This window comes from Fontivita pretiosa (assembly GCF_050410795.1).
Classification (GTDB): domain Bacteria; phylum Planctomycetota; class Phycisphaerae; order Tepidisphaerales; family Tepidisphaeraceae; genus Fontivita; species Fontivita pretiosa.
Genome location: NZ_CP191258.1, coordinates 626,961 through 647,453, shown reverse-complemented (window position 1 = coordinate 647,453; position 20,493 = coordinate 626,961). Strand labels below are relative to the sequence as shown.

At 64.5% G+C, this 20,493-nt stretch carries 15 protein-coding genes; 9 read left to right on the top strand and 6 right to left on the bottom strand.

Annotation, left to right across the window (positions count from 1 at the left end; all coding sequences use genetic code 11):
- The first annotated feature begins 146 nt into the window (after nt 1–146).
- Nucleotides 147–2,273: a DUF6785 family protein gene (locus ACQS5P_RS02545; protein WP_428939332.1), complete on the top strand. Its 2,127-nt coding sequence runs from the start codon at nt 147–149 to the stop codon at nt 2,271–2,273.
- 43 nt (nt 2,274–2,316) lie between these two features.
- Nucleotides 2,317–2,679 carry an HNH endonuclease gene (locus ACQS5P_RS02540; RefSeq protein WP_428939331.1) on the top strand — a complete coding sequence of 121 codons (363 nt, stop codon included), beginning with the start codon at nt 2,317–2,319 and terminating at the stop codon, nt 2,677–2,679.
- A gap of 15 nt (nt 2,680–2,694) precedes the next feature.
- Here ACQS5P_RS02540 and ACQS5P_RS02535 read toward each other — a convergent pair whose 3' ends face one another.
- Nucleotides 2,695–3,210: a hypothetical protein gene (locus tag ACQS5P_RS02535; RefSeq protein ID WP_428939330.1), complete on the bottom strand. Its 516-nt coding sequence runs from the start codon at nt 3,208–3,210 to the stop codon at nt 2,695–2,697.
- Nucleotides 3,211–3,787: 577 nt separating this feature from the next.
- On the opposite strand from ACQS5P_RS02535, the gene ACQS5P_RS02530 reads away from it, so the two are divergent.
- From ACQS5P_RS02530 to ACQS5P_RS02500, 7 genes are all read left to right on the top strand, one after another.
- Nucleotides 3,788–4,978 (top strand): LacI family DNA-binding transcriptional regulator, encoded by a 1,191-nt coding sequence (locus ACQS5P_RS02530; protein ID WP_428940986.1) that lies wholly within the window; start codon nt 3,788–3,790, stop codon nt 4,976–4,978.
- 127 nt (nt 4,979–5,105) lie between these two features.
- Nucleotides 5,106–6,101 carry a DUF1559 domain-containing protein gene (locus ACQS5P_RS02525; RefSeq protein WP_428939329.1) on the top strand — a complete coding sequence of 332 codons (996 nt, stop codon included), beginning with the start codon at nt 5,106–5,108 and terminating at the stop codon, nt 6,099–6,101.
- A 93-nt stretch (nt 6,102–6,194) separates the two neighbouring features.
- Entirely contained in the window at nt 6,195–11,036 is a 4,842-nt protein-coding gene (locus ACQS5P_RS02520) for a beta strand repeat-containing protein (RefSeq protein WP_428939328.1), read from the top strand.
- A gap of 366 nt (nt 11,037–11,402) precedes the next feature.
- Nucleotides 11,403–12,746, top strand: a complete 1,344-nt coding sequence (locus ACQS5P_RS02515; RefSeq protein WP_428939327.1) for a hypothetical protein — start codon at nt 11,403–11,405, stop codon at nt 12,744–12,746.
- A 253-nt stretch (nt 12,747–12,999) separates the two neighbouring features.
- Nucleotides 13,000–13,617: an RNA polymerase sigma factor gene (locus tag ACQS5P_RS02510; RefSeq protein WP_428939326.1), complete on the top strand. Its 618-nt coding sequence runs from the start codon at nt 13,000–13,002 to the stop codon at nt 13,615–13,617.
- Nucleotides 13,618–13,680: 63 nt separating this feature from the next.
- Nucleotides 13,681–14,292 (top strand): hypothetical protein, encoded by a 612-nt coding sequence (locus ACQS5P_RS02505; protein ID WP_428939325.1) that lies wholly within the window; start codon nt 13,681–13,683, stop codon nt 14,290–14,292.
- Complete coding sequence (locus ACQS5P_RS02500) at nt 14,276–15,166, top strand: hypothetical protein (protein WP_428939324.1); 891 nt, start codon at nt 14,276–14,278, stop codon at nt 15,164–15,166. The genes ACQS5P_RS02505 and ACQS5P_RS02500 overlap by 17 nt, the downstream gene beginning before the upstream one ends.
- Before the next feature lie 126 nt (nt 15,167–15,292).
- Here the strand turns inward: ACQS5P_RS02500 and ACQS5P_RS02495 are convergent, their stop codons facing one another.
- Genes ACQS5P_RS02495 through ACQS5P_RS02475 form a run of 5 tightly spaced genes read right to left on the bottom strand, consistent with a single transcriptional unit; the run spans nt 15,293 to nt 20,471 of the window.
- Nucleotides 15,293–16,450 carry a glycosyltransferase family 2 protein gene (locus ACQS5P_RS02495; protein WP_428939323.1) on the bottom strand — a complete coding sequence of 386 codons (1,158 nt, stop codon included), beginning with the start codon at nt 16,448–16,450 and terminating at the stop codon, nt 15,293–15,295.
- A gap of 13 nt (nt 16,451–16,463) precedes the next feature.
- Complete coding sequence (locus ACQS5P_RS02490; RefSeq protein WP_428939322.1) at nt 16,464–17,639, bottom strand: glycosyltransferase family 2 protein; 1,176 nt, start codon at nt 17,637–17,639, stop codon at nt 16,464–16,466.
- A complete protein-coding gene (locus ACQS5P_RS02485) occupies nt 17,636–18,763 on the bottom strand; it encodes a glycosyltransferase family 2 protein (RefSeq protein WP_428939321.1) in 1,128 nt (375 codons plus the stop codon). Before ACQS5P_RS02485 ends, ACQS5P_RS02490 begins: the two co-directional genes overlap by 4 nt.
- Nucleotides 18,760–19,386: a PIG-L deacetylase family protein gene (locus ACQS5P_RS02480; RefSeq protein ID WP_428939320.1), complete on the bottom strand. Its 627-nt coding sequence runs from the start codon at nt 19,384–19,386 to the stop codon at nt 18,760–18,762. Before ACQS5P_RS02480 ends, ACQS5P_RS02485 begins: the two co-directional genes overlap by 4 nt.
- Entirely contained in the window at nt 19,383–20,471 is a 1,089-nt protein-coding gene (locus ACQS5P_RS02475; RefSeq protein WP_428939319.1) for a glycosyltransferase family 4 protein, read from the bottom strand. The genes ACQS5P_RS02480 and ACQS5P_RS02475 overlap by 4 nt, the downstream gene beginning before the upstream one ends.
- Nucleotides 20,472–20,493 lie beyond the last annotated feature (22 nt).

Here is a 20,493-nt window from a genome sequence, read left to right as displayed (position 1 = left end):
GCGGCGACGGAGTTTCGTGCGCGTTTTTGCCTTCGCGGGGAAGCTTGCCGCGCATGGCCGCGGGGGCAGGATTCGACTACACTGCACGCCGGCGCGCCGGTGCACGCATTCGGTGCCTGCGATGCGCTGTTGTCTACATGACCGACATGACTCAAACGAACGCGGATACGAATGTTCACGAATCGCCGGCGGCGACGGACCGCGCGGTGGCGGCGGGGCTTGGGCGGCAATTGACCGCCGGCGAACAAGGCAATGGCCTGACCCTGCGGAGCCTGATCATCGGCACGGTGGCGGCGGGACTGGTTTGCGGCCTGACGCCTTACAACGATTTTGTCCTGTCCGATACGAGCCTGGTGACCGGCTTCGTGCCTGCGGCGGCAGTGCTGATCGAGTTTCTGCTGATCGTCGGCATCAACGCGCCGCTGCATCGCTGGGCGCCGCGATACGCGCTGAGAACCGGCGAGCTTGCGGTGATCCTGCTGATGACGCTGGTGGCCTGCGGGATTCCCAACTGGGGGTTGATGCGCTTCTTCATCCCGATGCCGGTGGCGCCGTTCCACGTCGGGACGTTCGATGAGCAGTTCTGGCGCGCGTTTCTGAAGATGGATCTGCCGCGCTGGCTGTTTCCTGTGGAGAGCATCGCCGAAGGCAGATCCGATCCGGTGGTGACGTGGTTTTACCAGCGTGTTCCGGCGGGGCAGAGCATTCCATGGGGCGCGTGGATCGTTCCGCTGCTGGCGTGGGGTATATTCGGAATCGCCATGCTGGCGACGCTGACGGCGATCGCGCGGCTGGTCTTCGATCAGTGGGCCGTGAACGAGCGGCTGCCTTTTCCGCTGGTTCAGGTGCAGGCGGCGCTGATCGAGCCGCCGGCGCCGGGCAGGGGACTGAATGCTCTGTTCCGCAGCCCCTGGTTGTGGATCGGGCTGTGCAGCGTCTTCGCGATCCACTCACTGAATACCCTGGCCATTTACTTTCCCAAGCACTTTGAGACCATCCCACTGGGATACAACTTCGGAGGATTCATTCCCGAGCAGCCCACCCCGGGGCAGCCGCTGTCATTTCTGGACAACAAGATCAAGCGTGCGACGATCTCGTTCATCATCGTCGGAGTGACGTACTTCATCCGGTCCAAGGCGGCGTTCAGCCTGTGGGGGATGTATTTTCTGATCAATCTGTTCCAAGTGCAGTACGGGATGCGCGGGGGCACCGAGCTTGGATCGGCGGCGCTTCAGGATCAGCATCTGGGGGCGGTGGTGGCGTTTGTGGCCGGGATTTTCTGGATCGGCCGCGAGCACTGGAAGCGCGTGATCAGCAATTCGCTGCGTCTGAGTGGCGGCGATCGCAGCTACCGCGGTCCATTCTGGGTGGCGGTTGGTGGAACGGCGGTGATGCTGGCGTGGCTGCTGGCGGTGGGTGTACACGTGTTTATCGCCATCCTGATCATCGTGGTGATCCTGACGGCGCACCTTGTGGTGGCGCGAGTGGTGGCGGAGACCGGTCTGCCGCTGTACCGTGCCGGCATCGCTCCATCGCAGATTTACAGTAACTTCCCGGTAAGCTTCTGGACCGGTCGCGACATCTACTTTGCCAGCGTCGGACAGGTCCTGGGTCCGCTGACGACCCGCGACAGCATCATGAGCTTCACCGCCACGGGGCTGGGAATCGCACACGCGGCGCATGTCGAGCAGGATCAGTCCGCCGATGCAACATCGCCCCGGCGACATCATCGACGGCTGGGTGTGATCATCGCCTGGACGCTGGTGGTTGGATTTGTCATCGCGGCGGCATCAACGTTGTATTGTCAGTACTCGTATCCGACGCCGCTGACCGAAGACATCAAACCGCAGGGGAATTACTTCGGCGCCAGCTACATTCCGCGGCGCGACATCGCCCCGCCGGTCGTTTACCATTCCAACAACAGCTACATTCCCAGGCGACACAGCCGGCTGCTGCATGTGACGATCGGCCTGCTGCTGACGGCAGGGCTTCAATTCGCATCGTTGCGGTGGACAAGCTGGCCGCTGCTGCCAGTCGGATACGTTGCCAGCTACGGTGCGTTTGTCGGCAACGCGTGGTTCAGCATCTTCCTGGGCTGGCTGGCGAAGGTGGTGATCGTCCGCTTTGGCGGATCGAGCCTGTTCCTCAAGGCCCGCCCGCTGTTCGTGGGGATCATCTTTGGCGAGGCGCTGGCGGCGGGGATCTGGCTGATCATCAACGCCATTGCCGTAATGAACGGCGCGGACATGAAATCGTTCAAGATTCTGCCGTGAGGGGCATTCGCCGCCCTCTTTGATTCGGCCGAGGTGTTGGGTCGTGAGCAGGTTGTCAGCCAAGCCCGCGGATGAGTATCAGTCATGTGAGTTGTGTGGCCGAATGGTGCCTCCGAGCCTGATCACGCTGCATCACCTGCTGCCCCGACAGAAAGGTGGCCGGGCCGAAGATCGCGTGCCGCTGTGCCGGCCATGTCATAAACAGATTCACGCGACATTTGGCAACTCGGAGTTGGCGCGGGTGTATGCGGACCTGGAGGCACTTCGGCAAGCGCCGCAGCTTCAGGCGTTCTTGAAGTGGATCCGAAAACAGAAAGCGGACCGGGTGTTCCGCACGGTAGCGTCGAATCAACATCCCGGTGGCAAGCGACAGCGCCTGCGGGCACGACGGCGGGCGCGACGGTGATGCCGTTCGGTGGCTTTAGCGAGGCTCCTGGTAGTCGGCCGGGTCGCGCTCGTCGGTTAGAGCGCGGGTCATGGAATGCCCATTGGGCCAAAGGGGCGTAAAGAGCATGAACGCCAGCAGTGCCGGCAGGAGGTTGGGCAGGAGCGCGCCGCTGACCAGGCACCCGGCCAGCGCGAGCAATCCGCCGATCTCCAGCGCCAGCCAGACAGTCGTCATGCCGATGAGGTAATCTCGTGGCGAGACAAGCTGCCCGGTCCAGTAGCCTTTGAAAATCCGGCTGCGCCAGAAGAACGCAGCGGGCACGCAGATGGCCATGTACGCCATCGAGATGACGAACCACGCATTGGCGGTGGTGTTGGTGGTGGCGACCGGCTCATTGTCCATCAGGTGCCATACAACGGCCAGGAAGACCACGAAAGGGATGGCCAGCAGGGTGAACCAAGTCCACCAGGCGATGGACAGGGCGGTATCGGCACAAAGCTCTCGGCGGTTTGCGGATGCGATTGCCAGCGACGCGGCGCGTGCAGCCATAGCGTGGCCTCCCAAAGATCTCAGGTCAACCCCCGCAGGAATCGCAGACAGGCAAGGCGATTCAGCGACAGAAAGATGCCAAGTGCGAGGCGATAATGCAAGGACGATTTTACGTATTTACTTGTCGCCATTAGATTTGTGAAGGATCGCACGATCTCAGCGGAGTCTATTCGCCGTTGATCGATGTCCAAGGCGCCGTGGATACAAGTCATTTGAGCATGAAAGATTGCCCGCTGTAGCTGGGTGTCGCCGGGGTGTGGCGGGTCATGCAAATGGATGCGATAGTTTGCGCAATTCACCTCTTTTTTCAGGGGACAAACGCGGGTGCGAGGCTTTCAAAGCGTGTAGCCAGCAGCGGATCTTCGCAGGAGAAGTCGCAGGCATCCGGTCGGATGTTGCGTTCTTATCGTTCGATAGAGAATTGACTTGTGGTGTTTCACACGAAGTGTGAAAATCGCGCACAAATCGAATCTGCAAATTCCACACATTTTTTTCTTGTGTCATGGCACGATCCGTGAGATATTTCGGCTGCGCATTGGCGGATTGCGCCACATATCGGAGCAGCCTCGTGTCATCGATGCAGCAGGTCGCCAAGCTCGCAGGCGTATCGACCTCGACCGTGTCGCGGGTGATCAATGAACATCCCCGCGTGTCGGCGGCGACGGCGGAGTCGGTCCGCCGGGCCATGAAGCAGATCAGCTTCACGCCGGCGGTGCGCCGCGGCGGCAAGGGCCAGTCGGCCCGCGCCGGGCGAAATGCCAACATCTCCCTGCTGGTTTTCGGCACCTGCGGATCGCAGATGACTCCGGCGTTCGAGCAGTTGCTGCATGGGGTCAGCGCCGCAGCCAGCGAGCACAACCTGAACATGAACTTCAGCTTCGTGTCCGATCCGCAGCACCTGCCGCCGAACCTGGTGCAAAGGCGGGTGGACGGGCTGCTGCTGCACGGCGAGCGGCCTGGCGCAGCGGTGGAGTCGAAGCTGCGGGCGCTGCCGACGGTCTGGCTGATGGCCAACCGCCAGCGCCCGGCCTGGGGCGACCAGGTCATGCCGGACAATACCAGCATCGGGGAATTGGCCGCGGGATATCTGCTGAAGCGCGGTCACCGCCGGCTGGCGTACCTGAGCGTGCAGGCCTCGTCCTGGGCGCTGGAGGTTCGCAGCCTCTCGTTCTGCCGTCACGCCCGCGAGGGCGGGGCACAGGTCAGCGTGCTGGTGGCGCCGCTGGATCCTCGCGGCGATTACTGGCTCAGCGCCGATCTGCCGAGCCTGGCCGACGCGCTGGTGGACCGCCTCCTGGAACTGGATCCGCGTCCAACCGGGCTGTTCATCGCCGAGGACCGCCTGGTAGGCGTCATCGATGCGGCGTTGTTGCGTCGGGGACTGCGGCTGGGGCCGGACAACGGGCGCGGCACCGACGGCTTCGACGTGATCTCCTGCAATAACGAGCGGAGGTACCTTATCGGATTGAATCCGATGCCCGCGACGATCGACATCCGGGCTGAATCCATCGGTCGTCGCGGGGTGGAGCAGTTGCTCTGGCGGATGAGTCGGGCAAGCGTTCCGGAGAGGGTGCGGACGATGATCGAGCCGGTGCTGGTCGAACCGGTGGAAATCGCCTCGTCGCGCAGCGGTCCGTCCAATGGCGACAGCGCCGATCCGCGCAGCGTCGCCGGCGGAGCGGGGCGGGTGGAAGTGTCACATTTGCAGTCTTCGGACCGGGCCGGCGGGGAGGCCGATCCTCAGCGGGCACCGGCGGGAAGCGATTGATCGCAGTTCGTTTCGGATCGCGGCGGATCAGGGGCTGATCGCGCGATCGACAACTCGAGCCGGGCATGGCATCCGGTCAGAACCGGATGCCCACGGGAGGTCCGGCAGGCACAACAGGAGCATGGTCATGTCTGTTCGCAAACCGCGCCGTTTGAGTCGTCTGGATTGGCGGGAAGATCCAGATCGCCCGGCCCTTCGGGTTGCCGGGCGCAAGCTGCCGCCCGGAAGCATTCCTGCGGCGTTTACCCTCGTTGAGCTGCTGGTGGTGATCGGGATCATCGCCGTGCTGGTGGGGATTCTGCTGCCGGCCCTGAACCGGGCCAGGCTGCACGCGCAACGCACCGCGTGCGCCAGCAATCTCAGGCAGATCGGCATCGCGGTGATCAACTACGCCAACGACAACAAGGGCTTCCTGCCACCACGATTTCGCGGCGCCGAGGACGTTCCATTTCCCGACTCCGATCAGCGTAAATGGTACTACTCGCCGCACCTGACTTACTTCCCCGGTTACAGCGATTCTCGCCCGGTGACGTGCGGCCTGGGAAGGCTCTGGGAGCGGAAGTATGTCTCGACCTACAAAGTTTTCTACTGCCCGTCATTCCCGGCGCCGGCGTTTGCGCTGCACAACCAGCCTGGTCCGCCGGAGCGGTGGCCGTTTGGAACCCAGATGGGCGAGAGTGTGGCCAATACCAATACGCGGGTTTCATACCACTGGATGCCGCACTGGCGGTCGGTTGCCACGGGGCGTGCCAGCGCCAACGCCGAGGGCGGCTTCAGCAAGCTCCGCGAGATGAAAGGCTACAAAGTCGTGTCGATGGATCTGCTGACAAACATCACCGCCGGGCAGCTCTCGCACCCCATCGGGCTGAGCGGTACCGGCTCGTGGAATATGCTGTTTGCCGACGGCCACGTGGTATTGATCACCAGCAAGATCGTCACGGATGAACTGAAAAAGACATCGCGAGGTCCGGTTGCGGACGCAGAGTGGGACAAATTCGACGACTATCGGGACATCCTGGAATGGCAGGCTCAGGGCAAGGATCCCAGGTCACATCCCAAGGGGCTGGTGAACCGGCTGCGGGATGAGCCTTACCACCAGCCCAGGCCTTCATATTTACCCTAACGTTCGCGGCGGAATGGTCGCGCAAACAGAATCCGGAATTGGAGGAGAAACATGTCGCAACGAGTTTGCATCGGCGGGCGCAGGAGCAGGGGAATGTCTGATCATCGCAAGGGCAGGCGCGCTCTGGCGATCGCGGCGTCGTCGGTGACGGCGATGGCGGCGGGGCTGCTGGGTCCGGCGGCACACGCCGCGGACATCATCAAGGCCAACAACACCGATCCACTGAACCTGGCCACCGCCTGGTCGGGCGCCGTGACACCCGGCCCGCTGGATGTGGCCGTGTGGAACTCCACCGTCACCAGCGCCAACACCGTTTCGCTGGGCGCAGACCTGAGCTGGGGTGGGATCCGCATCGCCAACCCCGGCGGGCCGGTGACGCTCAATGACTTTACGCTTACGCTGGGGCGGTTCGGCATCGACATGTCCGCGGCGACGCAGGACCTGACGATCAACTCGGCGGTGACGCTGGCGGCGGAGCGGACACAGCAATGGCGTGTGGCCTCGGGGCGAACGCTGAACGTCAACGGCGCGTTGACGGCCGGCACGGCGGCAACGGTCGATTTTGACCTGTCAGCGGGCGGGACGATCCGCCTGGCCTCGTTCCCGGCCAACACTCAGGTGAACTACGCGACGATCAACGGCGGGCAGGATTTTGTCGGGGTCGATGGGTCCGGCAACGCCGCGTCCCTGAGCACACTGGTGGCCTACACGCCCAACGCCAACAGCGGCGGCAACCTGCCCAACGTCTCGGGCACCATCGCCACGGTCTTTGACGTGGTGAACTCCAACACCAACGCCACGTCTGCGTATCGCCTGTCCAACGCCGCGACATTCAGTGGGGGCGTGCGGTTCAATACGGCGCACACGAACGGGCAGGCGTGGGTGGCCGATCTGGCCAGCTCGCGCACGAACCACATCGGCGGAGGCGGGATCCTGGTCGGCCCCAACGTCAACACGAACGTGGTCTTCAACGGCACTGGTCCGATCCGGGCGCTGAATCCGGCGGGGCTGTACGTTCGCAACTACAGCTCGGCGGACGTGGTCTTCAACGTCAACATCACGCAGGCGACAGCGGGCACGCCGCTGGTCAAGTCCGGTCCGGGACGCGCGATCATCGCCAGCAACACCCAGGGCTATACCGGCGGGACGTATGTTCAGCAGGGAACGCTTCAGTTCGGCAATGGCGGCGCGGCCGGCGCCACCCCCGCGACTGGCGGCATCGTCAACCACGCGGTGCTGGCGTTCAACCGCAGCGACGCGATGACAGTCGCCAACGATATCAGCGGCACCGGCACGCTTTCGGTGCAGATGACCGGCCCGGGCGGAGTGCTGACGCTCAGCGGGAACAACACCTACACCGGCCCGACGGTGCTGCGCAGCGGACTGCTGAACCTGACCGACCTGAACGACATCGGCGCCAGCAGCGCCCTGATCTTCGACGGCGGCGGATTGCAGTTTGCCTCCGGCGTGCTCAGTGACATCAGCGGGCTGATGTCGGTCGGCGCCGGCGGCGGGTCGATCAACACCGGCGGGAACAACGTGACCTTCGCCAACGCCATCAGCGGAACCGGCGCGCTGAACAAGGTCGGCGCCGGGGAGCTGAATCTGACCGCCAACAACGCCTACGCGGGCGCGATCAATGTGAACGGCGGGACGCTGCGGATCAGCGGCTCGGCGGGCAACGGGGGAGTGAACGTCAACAGCGGCGGCACATTGGCCGGCGCCGGCACCGCCAGCGGGCTGGTCAGCGTCAACACCGACGGGCATGTTTCCCCGGGCAACAGCATCGGCATCCTCAATGCCTCGGCGTTCACGCTCAACAGCGGCGGCGTGCTGGACATGGAGTTCAGCGGAACCAGCTCCAGCGACCGCATCAATGTGACCAGCGCCGGCGGGCTGACGCTGAATGGCGGTGGAATCAACGTCTATGCGGAAGGCACCACCACTGCCTTCACGCTGGAGGGCACGTACAACATCTTCCAGTTCAATGGCGCGCTCAATGGCAGCGTCTCGAATCTGTCGGTGCTGAATCCGCTGGTGGGCTACGTCTACACCTTCGGCACCAGCGGCAACTTCGTGACCCTGACCATCGACCAGGTGGCCATCAGCTCGAAGTGGGCCGCCGACGTCAGCGGAAGCTGGAACACCCCGGCCAACTGGACGGGCAACGTGGTTCCCAACGGCGTGGGTAGCATCGCGATGTTCAGCACTCCGCTGACAGCGCCGCGGACGATCACGCTGGACGGCAGCAAGACCGTCGGCGGGGTGATCTTCGACAGCGCCGTGGGCTATTCGGTCGTCCCCGGCAGCGGCGGGACGCTTCTGGTGCAGAACGCCACTGGACTGGGCAACGCCCAGTTTGTCGTCAACAGCGGCTCGCACTCGATGTCAGTGCCGATCGCGCTCAGTTCCAACCTCGACATCAACGTCGGGGCGGCCGCGGCCGCACTGGTCGTCTCGGGCAACATCAGCGGCGGCAATGGAGTCACCAAGATTGGGCCTGGGCTGCTGGTGCTCTCGGGCAACAACAGCTACAGCGGCGGGACGCAGATTGACGGCGGGACCATCGAAGTGGGCAGCAGCTCGGCGCTGGGCAGCGCGGCCGCAACCTTCACCGGCAGTGCCCTGCGTGCCGGGGCCGGCGGACTGAACCTGCCGAACAATCTGATCATCGACAATGGGGTCACGGCGATCGTCGATTCCAACGGCCTGGGGATGACGCTGTCCGGCTCGATCAGCGATGTCAGCGGCAACGGCGTGCTGCGCAAGGTGGGGGCGGGCACGATCACGCTGGCGGGCAACGCGACGCACGGCGGGGGAACCGTCATCGACGCCGGCACGCTGGAAATCGGCAACGGCGGCTCCAGCGGCTCGCCGGGCAATGCGACCATCACCGTCGCCAGCGGCGGCGTGATCGCCTACAACCGCAGCGATGACCAGAACTGGGCCAACGTCATCAGCGGCGCCGGGCAACTGGCCAAGCGCGGCAGCGGAATCCTGACCCTCTCGGGCAACAACACGTACAGCGGTGGGACGAAGGTGGAGGCCGGGACGCTTCGCGCCGGCCTGCCGACCGTCTCGTTCGGAACCGGCACGATCGACCTTGCTCCCGGCACGACACTGGATCTGGATGGTTGGGAAACCACCACCGGCGCCGTCAGCGGCTCGGGGATCATCACCAATAACTTCCCTGGCGTCGTGACACTGGTGCAGAATGTGACCGCCGATACCACCTTCGGCGGTACCTTCCAGGACGGCGGCGGACAGATCGCGTTCCGTAAGGCTGGTGGCGCGAACTACACGCTGACCGGTTCGAGCAACTTCTCGGCGAACGTGACGGTGGACGGCGGGACATTGAGCTTTAACGGCCCGGGCTCGACATTGAGCCTTGGAGGCGGCCTGACGGTCAACTCCGGGGCGTTCCGCGTGGACAGCGGCACGGTCACCGCCAGCGCGCAGGTCTTCCTGAACAACAGCGACCAGAACAAGGCGTTCATCGTGGCCGGTGGAGTGGTCAACCTCCAGGGCTTCAACATCGGGCGCAACGCCGCCGCCACGCCTGACTACGCGGGCGGGCTTCAGGTCAGCGGCGGGAGCCTGACGGCCACCAGCATCGTGATCAACACGTCCAACTCCTGGTCCACGATGGTGCAAAGCGGTGGAAGCGTGAGCATCACCGGAACCAACGCCGCATTCATCATCGGCAACGGGAACAACGCCGGCCGCGGCGGCGTGTTCCGGATCACCGGCGGCACGCTGACCTACAGCGGAGCCGACGGGATGCTGCTGTCCAACACCGACGTGCAGTCGATCGCCGAATTCCAGGGCGGATTGACCACGCTGGAAGGCATCAGCGTCTACAACGCCGCGACCCGCACCACGGGCTTTGCCACGCTGAGCATCAGCGGCGGCGAGGTCTACCTGGGCAGCGTCGGGATCACGTCCAACCCGGCAGTGACCGGCGGCGGAACGGTGATCCTCAGCGGCGGCGTGCTCGGAGCCAAGGCCGACTGGTCCAGCTCGCTGGACATGGCGCTGAACAACGATTTCGGCGGGATCACGTTCAAGGCCGCCAATGCCGCCAACGCCCCGTTCAATATCACGCTGACCGGAAACCTGGCTGGCGCGGGGAACGTGACCAAGACCGGCGGCGGCAACCTGACGGTGAATCGGCTGACCGCGGGCGATCTTGCGGTGAATGCCGGCACCCTGCGGGTGACGGCCAAGGGAACCGCCAACGATCCGGCCGGCACCACACGGGTGAACAACGTCACGACCAGCGGCACCGGCCGGCTGGACCTGAACAATAACGCTCTGGTCGTCAACAACGGCAACCTGGGCACGATCACCAGCCGGATCAAGTCGGCTCTGGAAAACGGCGGGAACTTCGACTGGCTTGGGCCGGGCATCGGCAGCACGCAGGCCAATGTCCAGAACACCACCGCCGGCAGCTTCTTGTATGGCTTGGGCGTCGTGCTGAATGACTTGGCTCAGGTGGGAGGCAGTGGGCCGATCTACACCGATTTCGCCGGTGTCAGCGGCCTGGTCGGCACGGAGGTGCTGGTGAAGTTCACCTACTTCGGGGATGCCGACCTCAGTGGCTCGATCGACGCCACCGACTACTCGCTGATCGACAACGGGTACGTCAACACGTTGAGCGGCTGGATCAACGGAGACTTTGACTACTCGGGTGTGATCGACGCGACGGACTATGCCCTGATCGACAACGCGTACGTCAATCAGGCTGGTCCGCTTGCGGATGCTTTGATCGCACAGCACTCGCAGCAGTTCGGCGGGGAGTATGTGGCGGCGTTGCGGGCTGTGCAGTCGGGCGTGGTTCCCGAGCCGGCAGGGTTGGGCGCGTGCCTGCTGGCGGGTTTGCTGTCCGCCTGCGGGCGCCAGCGGTCGCGTCGGAGGCGCGGCTCGCGCGAGTGACGCAGTTGGGCCTGTTACCTGCGTCCTCGGCATCGACAATTGACCTCCTCCGCGGCGGCCCGTCCTGCATACCCGGGCCGCCGCCTCTGTTTGCGGAGATTGCCTTGCATCGCTGGATGATGCCGCGCCTTGGGGATCCGAAAAATCTCCGGGATTTCACTTGACAGCGCAGGCAATTGCGCGACGTTGGCAGGGCCGTACCAAGCGCATAATTGCTCCAGCAAGCACTCGGCCGGCGATGGCTCGGCTGGCAAACTGCTCAAGCTCATCGGGGGTCGCCGCCGGTGGGCCGATATTTCCCCTAGACGCTGGCAAGGAGTCCATCTGGCTTCCGATAATCTGCCTGCCGCTGCTGGTGCCGACTGGATGTTCATCCGTGCCGGTCGCCGTTTCGGTCCGGTCAGCATCGAGAAGATCGAACATCTGTGCCAATTGGGAATCATCACCCCGGATACTCCGGTTCACAGTTCGCTGTTCAAGTGCTGGGTGGAAGCAGCCAAGGTGCCAGCACTGCGGGACCGCATGCGCGTCGGCACGCCGCCGGTGGACATCGAGACGGTGTTGCGCGACATCCGGGCCAGAGCCCTGCACAAGCCGTGGTTCGAGTTTTTCCCGCTCGGGGCGTCTTCGGGCTGGGCGATGGGCGCGGTGCTGGCCGCATCACTGGTCGTCGGTGCGGCCAGGTGGTATCTGCACAGCCCGGATCCCGTCGCCGCACTGGCAGCGGCGCGGGAGTTGTCGTCGGTGATGGGGACGGTGGTCTGGTCATTCGCCGTGGCACTGATGGTGGGATGGGTTTTGTCAGTGATCGGCTGGTTGGCGTCGCTGCGCAAGCGATCGGTGGCCATCGGAAGCTTTGCGGCGGGAGCGGGGCTGGTGCTGGCGTGCGCGTTTGCCGCGCAGCTCGGGGTGTTCGAGAAATGGCGGCAGGCGGAACAGGCGCAGCGGCAGGCGACCCGGCAGTTCGTCGCCGAGATGCGTCAGGTGATGCAGCACATGGTGCAGCAGAACTCGGCCGCGGCGGCGGTGCCGAGTGGGTCGGACCGGCGGCGCATCGCGCCGCGGACGGTGTCGGCGACGATGGTTCGCAGCGCCAAGCTCCCGCACACGCCCGACGTGCAGCTCGTTTCAGCAACTCAAAGCCAGCACATGGCGCAGGTGGCGCGCAGCATCGTCAATGACCTGCTCCTGGCGCGCAGCCGCTACATCGCCTCGATGAGGGCGACTCAACCTCAGCTCATGCTCAGCCCGCGCCGGCTGACCGATCGCCGTATGTACGCGGCGGCGCGGAAACAGTGCCTGGCGGCGGAGGCGGCGCTGAACCGCTTCGAGGGCGAAGTGAACGCGATCCTCGCCGCTGTGCCGGCACGGTTGAAGGCCAGTGGACTGTCCGATCGCGAGCAGCGTGAATTCCTTACCGGCTTCGCCGCTGGTCCGGGCAGGGCAGAATCGCGGTTTCGTCAGATTCTGTCCCTGGAGCGGGCGGCGCTGCTGGAGGTGCGGGAGCTGCTCGATTTTGTCGAAGCGCGGCTCGACCAGGTGGTGGCGCGCGACGGGCAACTGTACTTTGCCAACGCAAATGATCTGAAGCAGTATAACGCGCACCTGCACAACCTTCGCGCGATTGTTGCGGACGGTGAACGGCTGGCGCGCCAGACTCGCCTGCACGCAGCACAATGGGTGGATGCCATCGCCAGCGTCGGTCACTGACTGCCCGGACGGTTGCTGGTGCAAATGATCAGGTTCTGCAGTCTCCTTGCCTCACAGCTATGCACTTCAGTGGACCGCTGAAGGAGTGGTCCGTGGCTGGGGGCAGGTTATTGGCATTTCCCTTCCGGGGTGTTGGTCGGAATAATGGTGCGTCTGAGGCGTTATGCAGGAGACGGCAAACACGGCCGGGGATGCGCACGATACGCGGTCGGCGACTGGCGATGCGCGATCCGGGACGCGCCGGATGCAAGCTATGGCACGTGGAGGACCCGCTGCAACTGCCGCCCCGACGCCCAGCCCGCCGGACGAAGCTTTGCCGGGCGATGGTCTGTCGGATGAAGCTCTGGTGGCGCGACTGCGCGATGGCGACGCCGCGGCCGGTGAAGCGCTGGTCAGGCGGCATCACCTTCCGCTGTTGCGCTACCTGCTGCGGGTCGCCGGGGACGAACACCTGGCCGAGGAACTGCTTCAGGCAACCTGGCTCAGCGCCCTGGAACACCTGGACCGGTTCGACTCGAGCTGGGCGAAGACCGGCGGGTTCAAGGCATGGCTGTTTCGCATCGCGACCAACAAGGCCACCGACCTGTGGCGGGCGCGCGGAAGGGAGAAACAGGCCAGGCAGGGACTGAAGCTGGTGGTGGAGAGTGAGTCGCCCGATGCGGGGCATCGGCTGGCCGGCTCGGAGCAGAGCCAGAAGCTACTGCGGGCGATCGAGCAGTTGCCTGAAAGTCAGCGGCAGGTGCTGTTGCTGAGGTATTATGCGGAGATGAAATTTGTCCAGATCGCCCAACTGCTGGGCTGTCCACTGAACACGGCCTTGGGACGAATGCACAAGGCGATGCTGAAGTTGAAGGAACTGATGGCGGAATAGTGCGGGGTCGAGCATGGAGCCAGGCGCGGCGGATCATGGCCGGCAGACAGTTGAAAGACAACGATGCATGCGGACCTGGAACAACTGGACAACGATGAGGCGCTGCTGCTGATGTACCTCTGGCAGGAGCTGTCGGAGGCGGAGCGAGCGCGAGTGGAGCAGCGGCTGGCCAGCGAGCCGGAGCTGCGCTGGCGGCTGGAGGCGCTGCGGGAAACGCAGCAGATGGTCTCGGAGGCGATGAGATCGCTGGATTCGGCGCAGGCGGCGTTGTCGCCCCGCGCCGCCGCTGCCAGCCAGCGGGCGCTGCTGCGCACGGTGCGGCAGTGGCAGCTTCAGCGGCAGTGGCGGCGCACGCGGTCGAGTGAGCCGGCTCGCGGCAGGTCGTACTGGTGGTTGTATCCCGCAGCGGCAGCGGTTCTGCTGATCGGGCTGATCATCTGGTGGGGCTTGCAGCCGGATGCGATGATGGAGCGGATGCCGTCTGATCTTCAGGCGCAGGAGACGCAGCAGCCGGACGCTGCTGCTCCTTCGCCACGGTTTGTCGCGGGAATGATCCCCTGGCAGGAGCCGTTCCCCGTGGAGCAATACCAGTTTGTCGAGGCCGAGCGCGAGCTTGTGGCGCTGGAGTTCTTAAGGCTGGAGACTCGCGATGGGCGCGATGAAAGCATGCAATAGGCGCGGGGGGGGACTGAGCCTGGGGATGCTGCTGCTGGTCTGGCTGCTGGCGGCGAATCGGTCGGCCGGGCAGCGGCCGCCGGGCGCGGAAGTGGCGCAACAGCCGGGGCACCGCGACACCATCGAGGCACAGATCGCCGGGGACGCCGCCGCGGATGCTTCCTCCGAGGCATCACCGGCAACCGCTGCCGCCAGGGCCAACCCCGCCACTCGCCCTGCGCCCACGACGCAGGAGCTTGAGCAGCTCAGCTCTCTGCTGTGGCCGGACGGTCGCGGCGGGTATCGGGCGCTCAGCCCCGAGGAACGCTACGAGTTTTTGGAGTTTGCCGAGCAGCACATGCCGAACATGCTCAACGAGGCCATCAACGCGACCGATTTTCGCAAGCTGGCGTTGAGGCGGCTGATGTTGATGCGTTGGCGTGGCGTATCGCGGATTCGCGACGATTCGGCGCTTTACGACCGCATGGTGCGCAACATCGAGACGGAGGATGCGATCTTCGCGGAGGTGCAGTCGCTGGAGGCGGCGCCTCCGCAGAAGCGGCGGGAAATCCGCCAGCGGGTTCGCGCTCAGGTTCGGGAGATGGTCGAACAGTTCCTTGACGAACGCGCGCAGCGGCTGGAGAAGCTGCGCGGGATTCTGGCCAGGGAACAGCAGCGTCTGGAAGAGGACCGGCAGAACAAGGAGAAGCTGATTGAGGAGCGGACGGATCGGTTGCTGCGGGAGATGTCGCTGCGCGAGCTGCCGCCGGGCGGGCCGCCAGGGATGTTCCGCCGCGATCGCGACCGTGATCGCCGCGATCGCGGTGACGACGAGCGTCCGACAGACCGCGATGACGCCGGGCCCGATGCTTCACGCCCGCCTGCGCAGCCTTGAGCGGGCCCCTTGAACACATCCACAGGGAGTCACTGCTGAGTCTGCGCCGGGTCTCATGCGTGAGGCCGCGATCCGGTCCATCGTGGGTACGTGCGGGAAGATGGCCATCATCGCAGGCTCGATCGCTTACCGATCCAGCGCGTAGGCCACCAGATGCTGGTCCCGGCAGACGCATGGGTATCGAAAACCGAGGTGTTCGGCGAATCGGTGGTAGTGTTCCAGATACCACATCGCTGGCCAGGCGATCAGCAGCCAGCGGACGCCGGCGGCGCGGTGTCGCCGCAGTTCCCTGATGGCAGCCTCGTCATCCGCTGGGGGGCCCCAGTACTGTCCGGCGTGTTCGGTGAAGGGGACGATGGTGTGATCGAGCAGCTCGTCACGCAGCTTGCCCTCGTCTGCCAGCAACGCCGCTTCTCCCGCCGCGATGTGCTGGCGCATCCAGCGGTCGATCGCGCAGAGTCCCGTCAGCCACTGGATCGTGCGGTGGTTGATCGCGCGCAATTCCGGATCACCCAGGCTGGACTGGAGCTTGCGATGAATTGCCAGCGAAGACTCCAGGACCATATCGTGCCTGCCCTGGGTCAGGCTCGCGGGATGAATCCGGACCAGGGCCATGGTTTCGGGCAGATCCGTGCAGGCGAATCGCAACCCCGCCGCGGCGCAGCGGATCCACAGGTCCCAGTCATCCAGCCGGCGAAGCGACTGATCAAAGCCATCGATTTGCGTAAGGGCGCTTCGCCGCACCAGCGCGCAGTTAATCGCCAGAATGTTCCGCTCGATCAGCTCCCGCAGCAGTTCATTTCCCGTGCCGCTGATCATCGGCATCCACGGGCGATCGTCGGCCCGCATGGAGAAGCGGCGTTCGAGCGGCCAATCGCTGCGAAAGTAGCGGGCCTGCCCGTACACGATGTCCACTTCCGGATGCCGGCGCAGAAACGCGATCTGAAGCTCGAATTTGCGCGATTCGAGAAGATCGTCGGCGTCGAGGAACTGAATGAACTGTCCGCGACTGGCGCGCAACCCCGCGTTCTTGGCCGCCGCCTGATGACTTCGCCGCGGCTGTGGCAGGTACCGGATACGCCCGTCCTGCCTGGCCAGCGACTGCACGACCTGGGACGTGTCATCGGTCGAGGCGTCGTCAACAACGATGCATTCCCAGTGGCGGTGGGTCTGCGCCTGCACGCTGCGCAGCGTCCGGGCGATGAAGTGCCCGTAGTTGTGAGCCGGCACGATTACCGATACCAGCTCATTGGTCGAAGATGCGATCGATGCATCGGACATCATCGTTAAGGACGCTTCAGTCACAGGTGCTCGCCGGCTGCGCGCAGGTGCTGGCCTGGCGAGTGGACTCCCGCAAGTCGTAGATGATTACCCGATCATTGCACAGCAGCAGCGGGAAGCGGGACTCCAGCCCGCCGATGAATTGAGCGTACATCTGCCGCCACCAGAACGATCCCCAGGCCAGTACGACAAACCCGACACCTTGCCTGCGGCGCCGCTCTAACTCGGCCAGTGCCTCATCGTCGCTGGCGGGCAGGCCCCAGAATTGCCCATGACGCTGCATGAAGGCGATTCGTCGCCGGCCACGCAGCCACTCGTCAGTGCCCCATTCATTGCCGTCGATCAGGACAAATGACTCGCCGGGCGGAACGACGGCGCAGATGTCATCGATTGCCGCCTTGACCCGATGACACCATGCCATCGAGATCCATCGCCGCCGGTCCACCGCAAGCCGCTGCTGGCAGCAGTGTGCGATCAGTGCGTCGCAGGCGACATCCCATCGCCAGATCAGTCGATCCAGCCGCTTCTCAAACGGCAGGCTCCAGGTCTGGTTCTTTCCATGGATGCGCCAGCAGCTCTGCGGCGGATCGATGCGGTGCAGCGGCCCGTGCATCGGCGCCAGGGCCGCAAGGTACAGGTCCGGGCAGACCTGATACACCTGCGGGGGGATGGGCATGACGCGCGAAAGAAATTCGCGGCTCCAGGCATTGCCGCTGGTGGGTGGCCAGGAGTACGCCTCCGGCCCGTCGCGCAGGATCGCGGGACGCAGGTCGCCTTCCGAGAGCGTCTGGTCCGGCACAAACCGGCCGGTCGGGCGTCCATCAGCATCGATGATGCTCATCGGCCAATGGACTTTGGGCGCCGCATCGCGCGCCATCGCCGTTGTGACGCGTTCGACGCAGGTCGGCAACAGGACATCGTCGGAATCCAGGAAGATGATGATGGATGCCTGTGCAACCGAAAAGCCGGCGTTGAATGACGATGCCTGACCCGCATTGCTTTTGAGAATCGGCAGCACGCGATCGCCATAGCTGCGGATGATTTCGGGCGAATCGTCGGTCGATCCATCATCGACCACGATGACCTGGCACGGCCCGGCCGTCTGGTTCAGCGCGCTGTCGATCGCCTGCCGAAGATATCGGCCATAGTTGTAGCTGCTGATGATGATGCTGGCTGGAGGCTGCTGGCTCATGGGTTGATCTTCAGCCTGTAAATGACCACATCTTCCGTGCGGCACAGCACCGACGCGCGGCGGTGCAGATGCTGCGCGAATTCGGGGTATTCGGCCAAGCACCACATGGCCGGCCAGCCGATCACGACGAAGTCCGCTCCACCTGCGCGGAGTCGATCGAGTTCTGCGATGGCGGCGTCATCGCTGTCGGGCATACCCCAGTACTGGCCGTTGTGCTGTACGAAAGGAATCCGCCGGATGCCACGCAGTACCTGCGGCGTTCCCCACTGATCCTGATCGATCAGGATCATCGCACTGCCCCGCGGCACCATCGCGCTGATCTGCTCGACCGCGTGCTTCAGACGATCAAACCACGAATGGCGCAACCACTTCTGCGGATCGTGACGGATCCCCCTGGCCGAGAGATACTGGCTGGCGGTGCGACACTGCTGCCGGTAGATCTGTACACCGCGATCCAGCATCGTCTCGAAGGGACAATCCCAGAAGTAATTGCCACCGTGCAGTCGATAGCAGCTCAGCGGATGATCGATCGATCGGATCGACCCCAGCATTGGGGCAAGCGTGAGAAGGTAAGCGTCGGCGGCGATGCGGTACTCGAGCGGCGGGATCGGCATCAGCGCATCCAGCGTCGCTCGCGACCAGGCATTGCCGCTGGTGGGCGGATTGTCCGCCATCCACGGCCCTTCGCGAACCAGCACATCGGCAAATTCCCCATCCGCAAGCGATCCCGACGGATGCAGCGCGCCGGTGGGCATGCCCGAGGCGTCGATCACCCGCATCGGCCAGTGAACCTTGGCGGCGCCGGTCCGGTGCAGATGGCATGAAGCGGCCTCGGCCGCGGTCGGCGCCAGAATGTCGTCGGCGTCAAGGAAAATGACAGCCCGGCCGCGACTGGCCTGGAAGCCCGCGTTCAGCGCCGATGCCTGCCCGCCGTTGTCCTTCAAGATTGCGTGGATCCGACTTGCGTATGATGCGATGATCTGTCTTGAATCGTCGCAGGAGCCGTCATCGACGACGATCACTTCCACGTCATTGAGCGTCTGGTTCAGCGCGCTGTCGATCGCCTGCGGGAGGAACCGCCCGTAGTTGCAGTTGTCGATGATGATGCTGACCTGCGGGTTCATCGGTTCAGCAAGGCGAAGACCTCGGCAAAGCGGGACTTGGCCGCCACGATCCCGCGATACTGGTTCAATCCACGAACTGCGCGATCGTAGCGGATCTGCGACAATTGCGATCGATATTGCCGGATCGCGCGCAGCTTGCGCACCATCACCGCGGTGATGTCCACGACCTGGTCATAACCGGCCAACGCCGTCCAGATTTCGTAACCAAGCAACTGTGGTGGTGGCGTGCTTGTCGCTCGGGCCAGTGCGGCGCGAAGCACGTCGATCGCGCAGCGATGATCGGGATGCCCGTCGTCCGGATGAGGCAGGTAGATCCGATCCGGCCTGTGCAGCTCAAGCAGCGGCGCCAACTGATTTGCGGCCTGCTCGATGTGCGCCGAGAGATACGCATCGGGCAGTCTGAGAAAATCGAGCTGGCAGATTCCGAGCAATCTGGCGGCGGCGCGGGCTTCGGACTCGCGAATGTGCCGCGCCTGCTGCGGGGGCAGGGGGGCAAGTCCGAACTCGCCGGAGGTGAGAAACGCCACCGTCACGCGATCCCGCGCCTGCGCATGCAGGGCGATCTGCCCGCCGCAGCCGATCGCCTCGTCGTCCGGATGAGCTGCCAGCACCAGCACGTTCATGGCTCGACCTCCTGCGGCTGAGGCTGAACCTGGCTTGCGCCTGCGATGGCGCCGACATCTCGGACTGCTTCGAAGGACTCGATCGCGCGCTGATAGACTTGCAGATACTGTCGCGCCATGCGCAGTGGGTGGAAGCGTTCTTCGGCGCGCAGTCGCACGCCATGGCGGTCCAGCGCTGCGGCCAGCAGCAGGCAGTCCGCCAGCCCATCCAGCGAGTCGGCGCAGTAACCGGTGATGCCCTCGTCGATGATTTCCGTGGCGGCGCCCAGCGCCATGGCGGCGACGGGTGTGCCGCACATCATCGCTTCGGCCAGCACCAGCCCGAACGGCTCGGGCTGGTTGATCGGATACAGCAGCGCTCTGGCGCCGCCGAGCAGACGATCCCGCGCCGCGGCGGTGACGCTTCCGACGTACTGCACACGGTGGCCATCGACCAGAGGCAGCACGTGGCGGCGGACGTACTCGTTTTCGGGTCCGGCCAGCAGCAGTCGCATGCGGGCCTTTTTGGCCACTTCGATGGCGGCGAGCACGCCTTTTTCCGGGATCATGCGTCCGAGGAAGCAGACGTAGGCATCCGGGGTGTCTCGGAAGGTGAACTGCGCCGGATCGACCGCGTGATGGATCACGGGAGTGCCCCCCGCCAAGTCCGGCATCGCCCGCCACTGAAACCGGGAAATCGCCGTGACGCACGCCCGCGGATGTGCTCGCCGAAGGATCGCCTCGTCCTGGAATGGCTGAATGTGAAGTGTGTGCACCATGGGCGATGTGCTGAATCGCTCCAGAGGCAAGCCCCAGAGGTAGGCATGAGAGTGCAGCACATCGAATTCGTCGCAGCGCTGAATCGCGTGGCAGAGGTTGATCGTCTCGCAGGTCTGCCAGTTTCCCGGCGAGCCGTCGCGCGCGTAGGGGCCTGGCAGCGTCTCGACCAGCCGCCCGCTGGTCTGCGAGCCGGCGCAGGCGAATACCGTCACGTCGTGTCCCATTCGCACAAGCTGCTCGGTCAACAGCCAGACGATCTGCTCGATACTGTGACTGTTGTCGGGGCGAACGGGACTGGCGAGCGTGGACACCTGAGCAATGCGCATCTGCAATATCCCTGAGACTGCC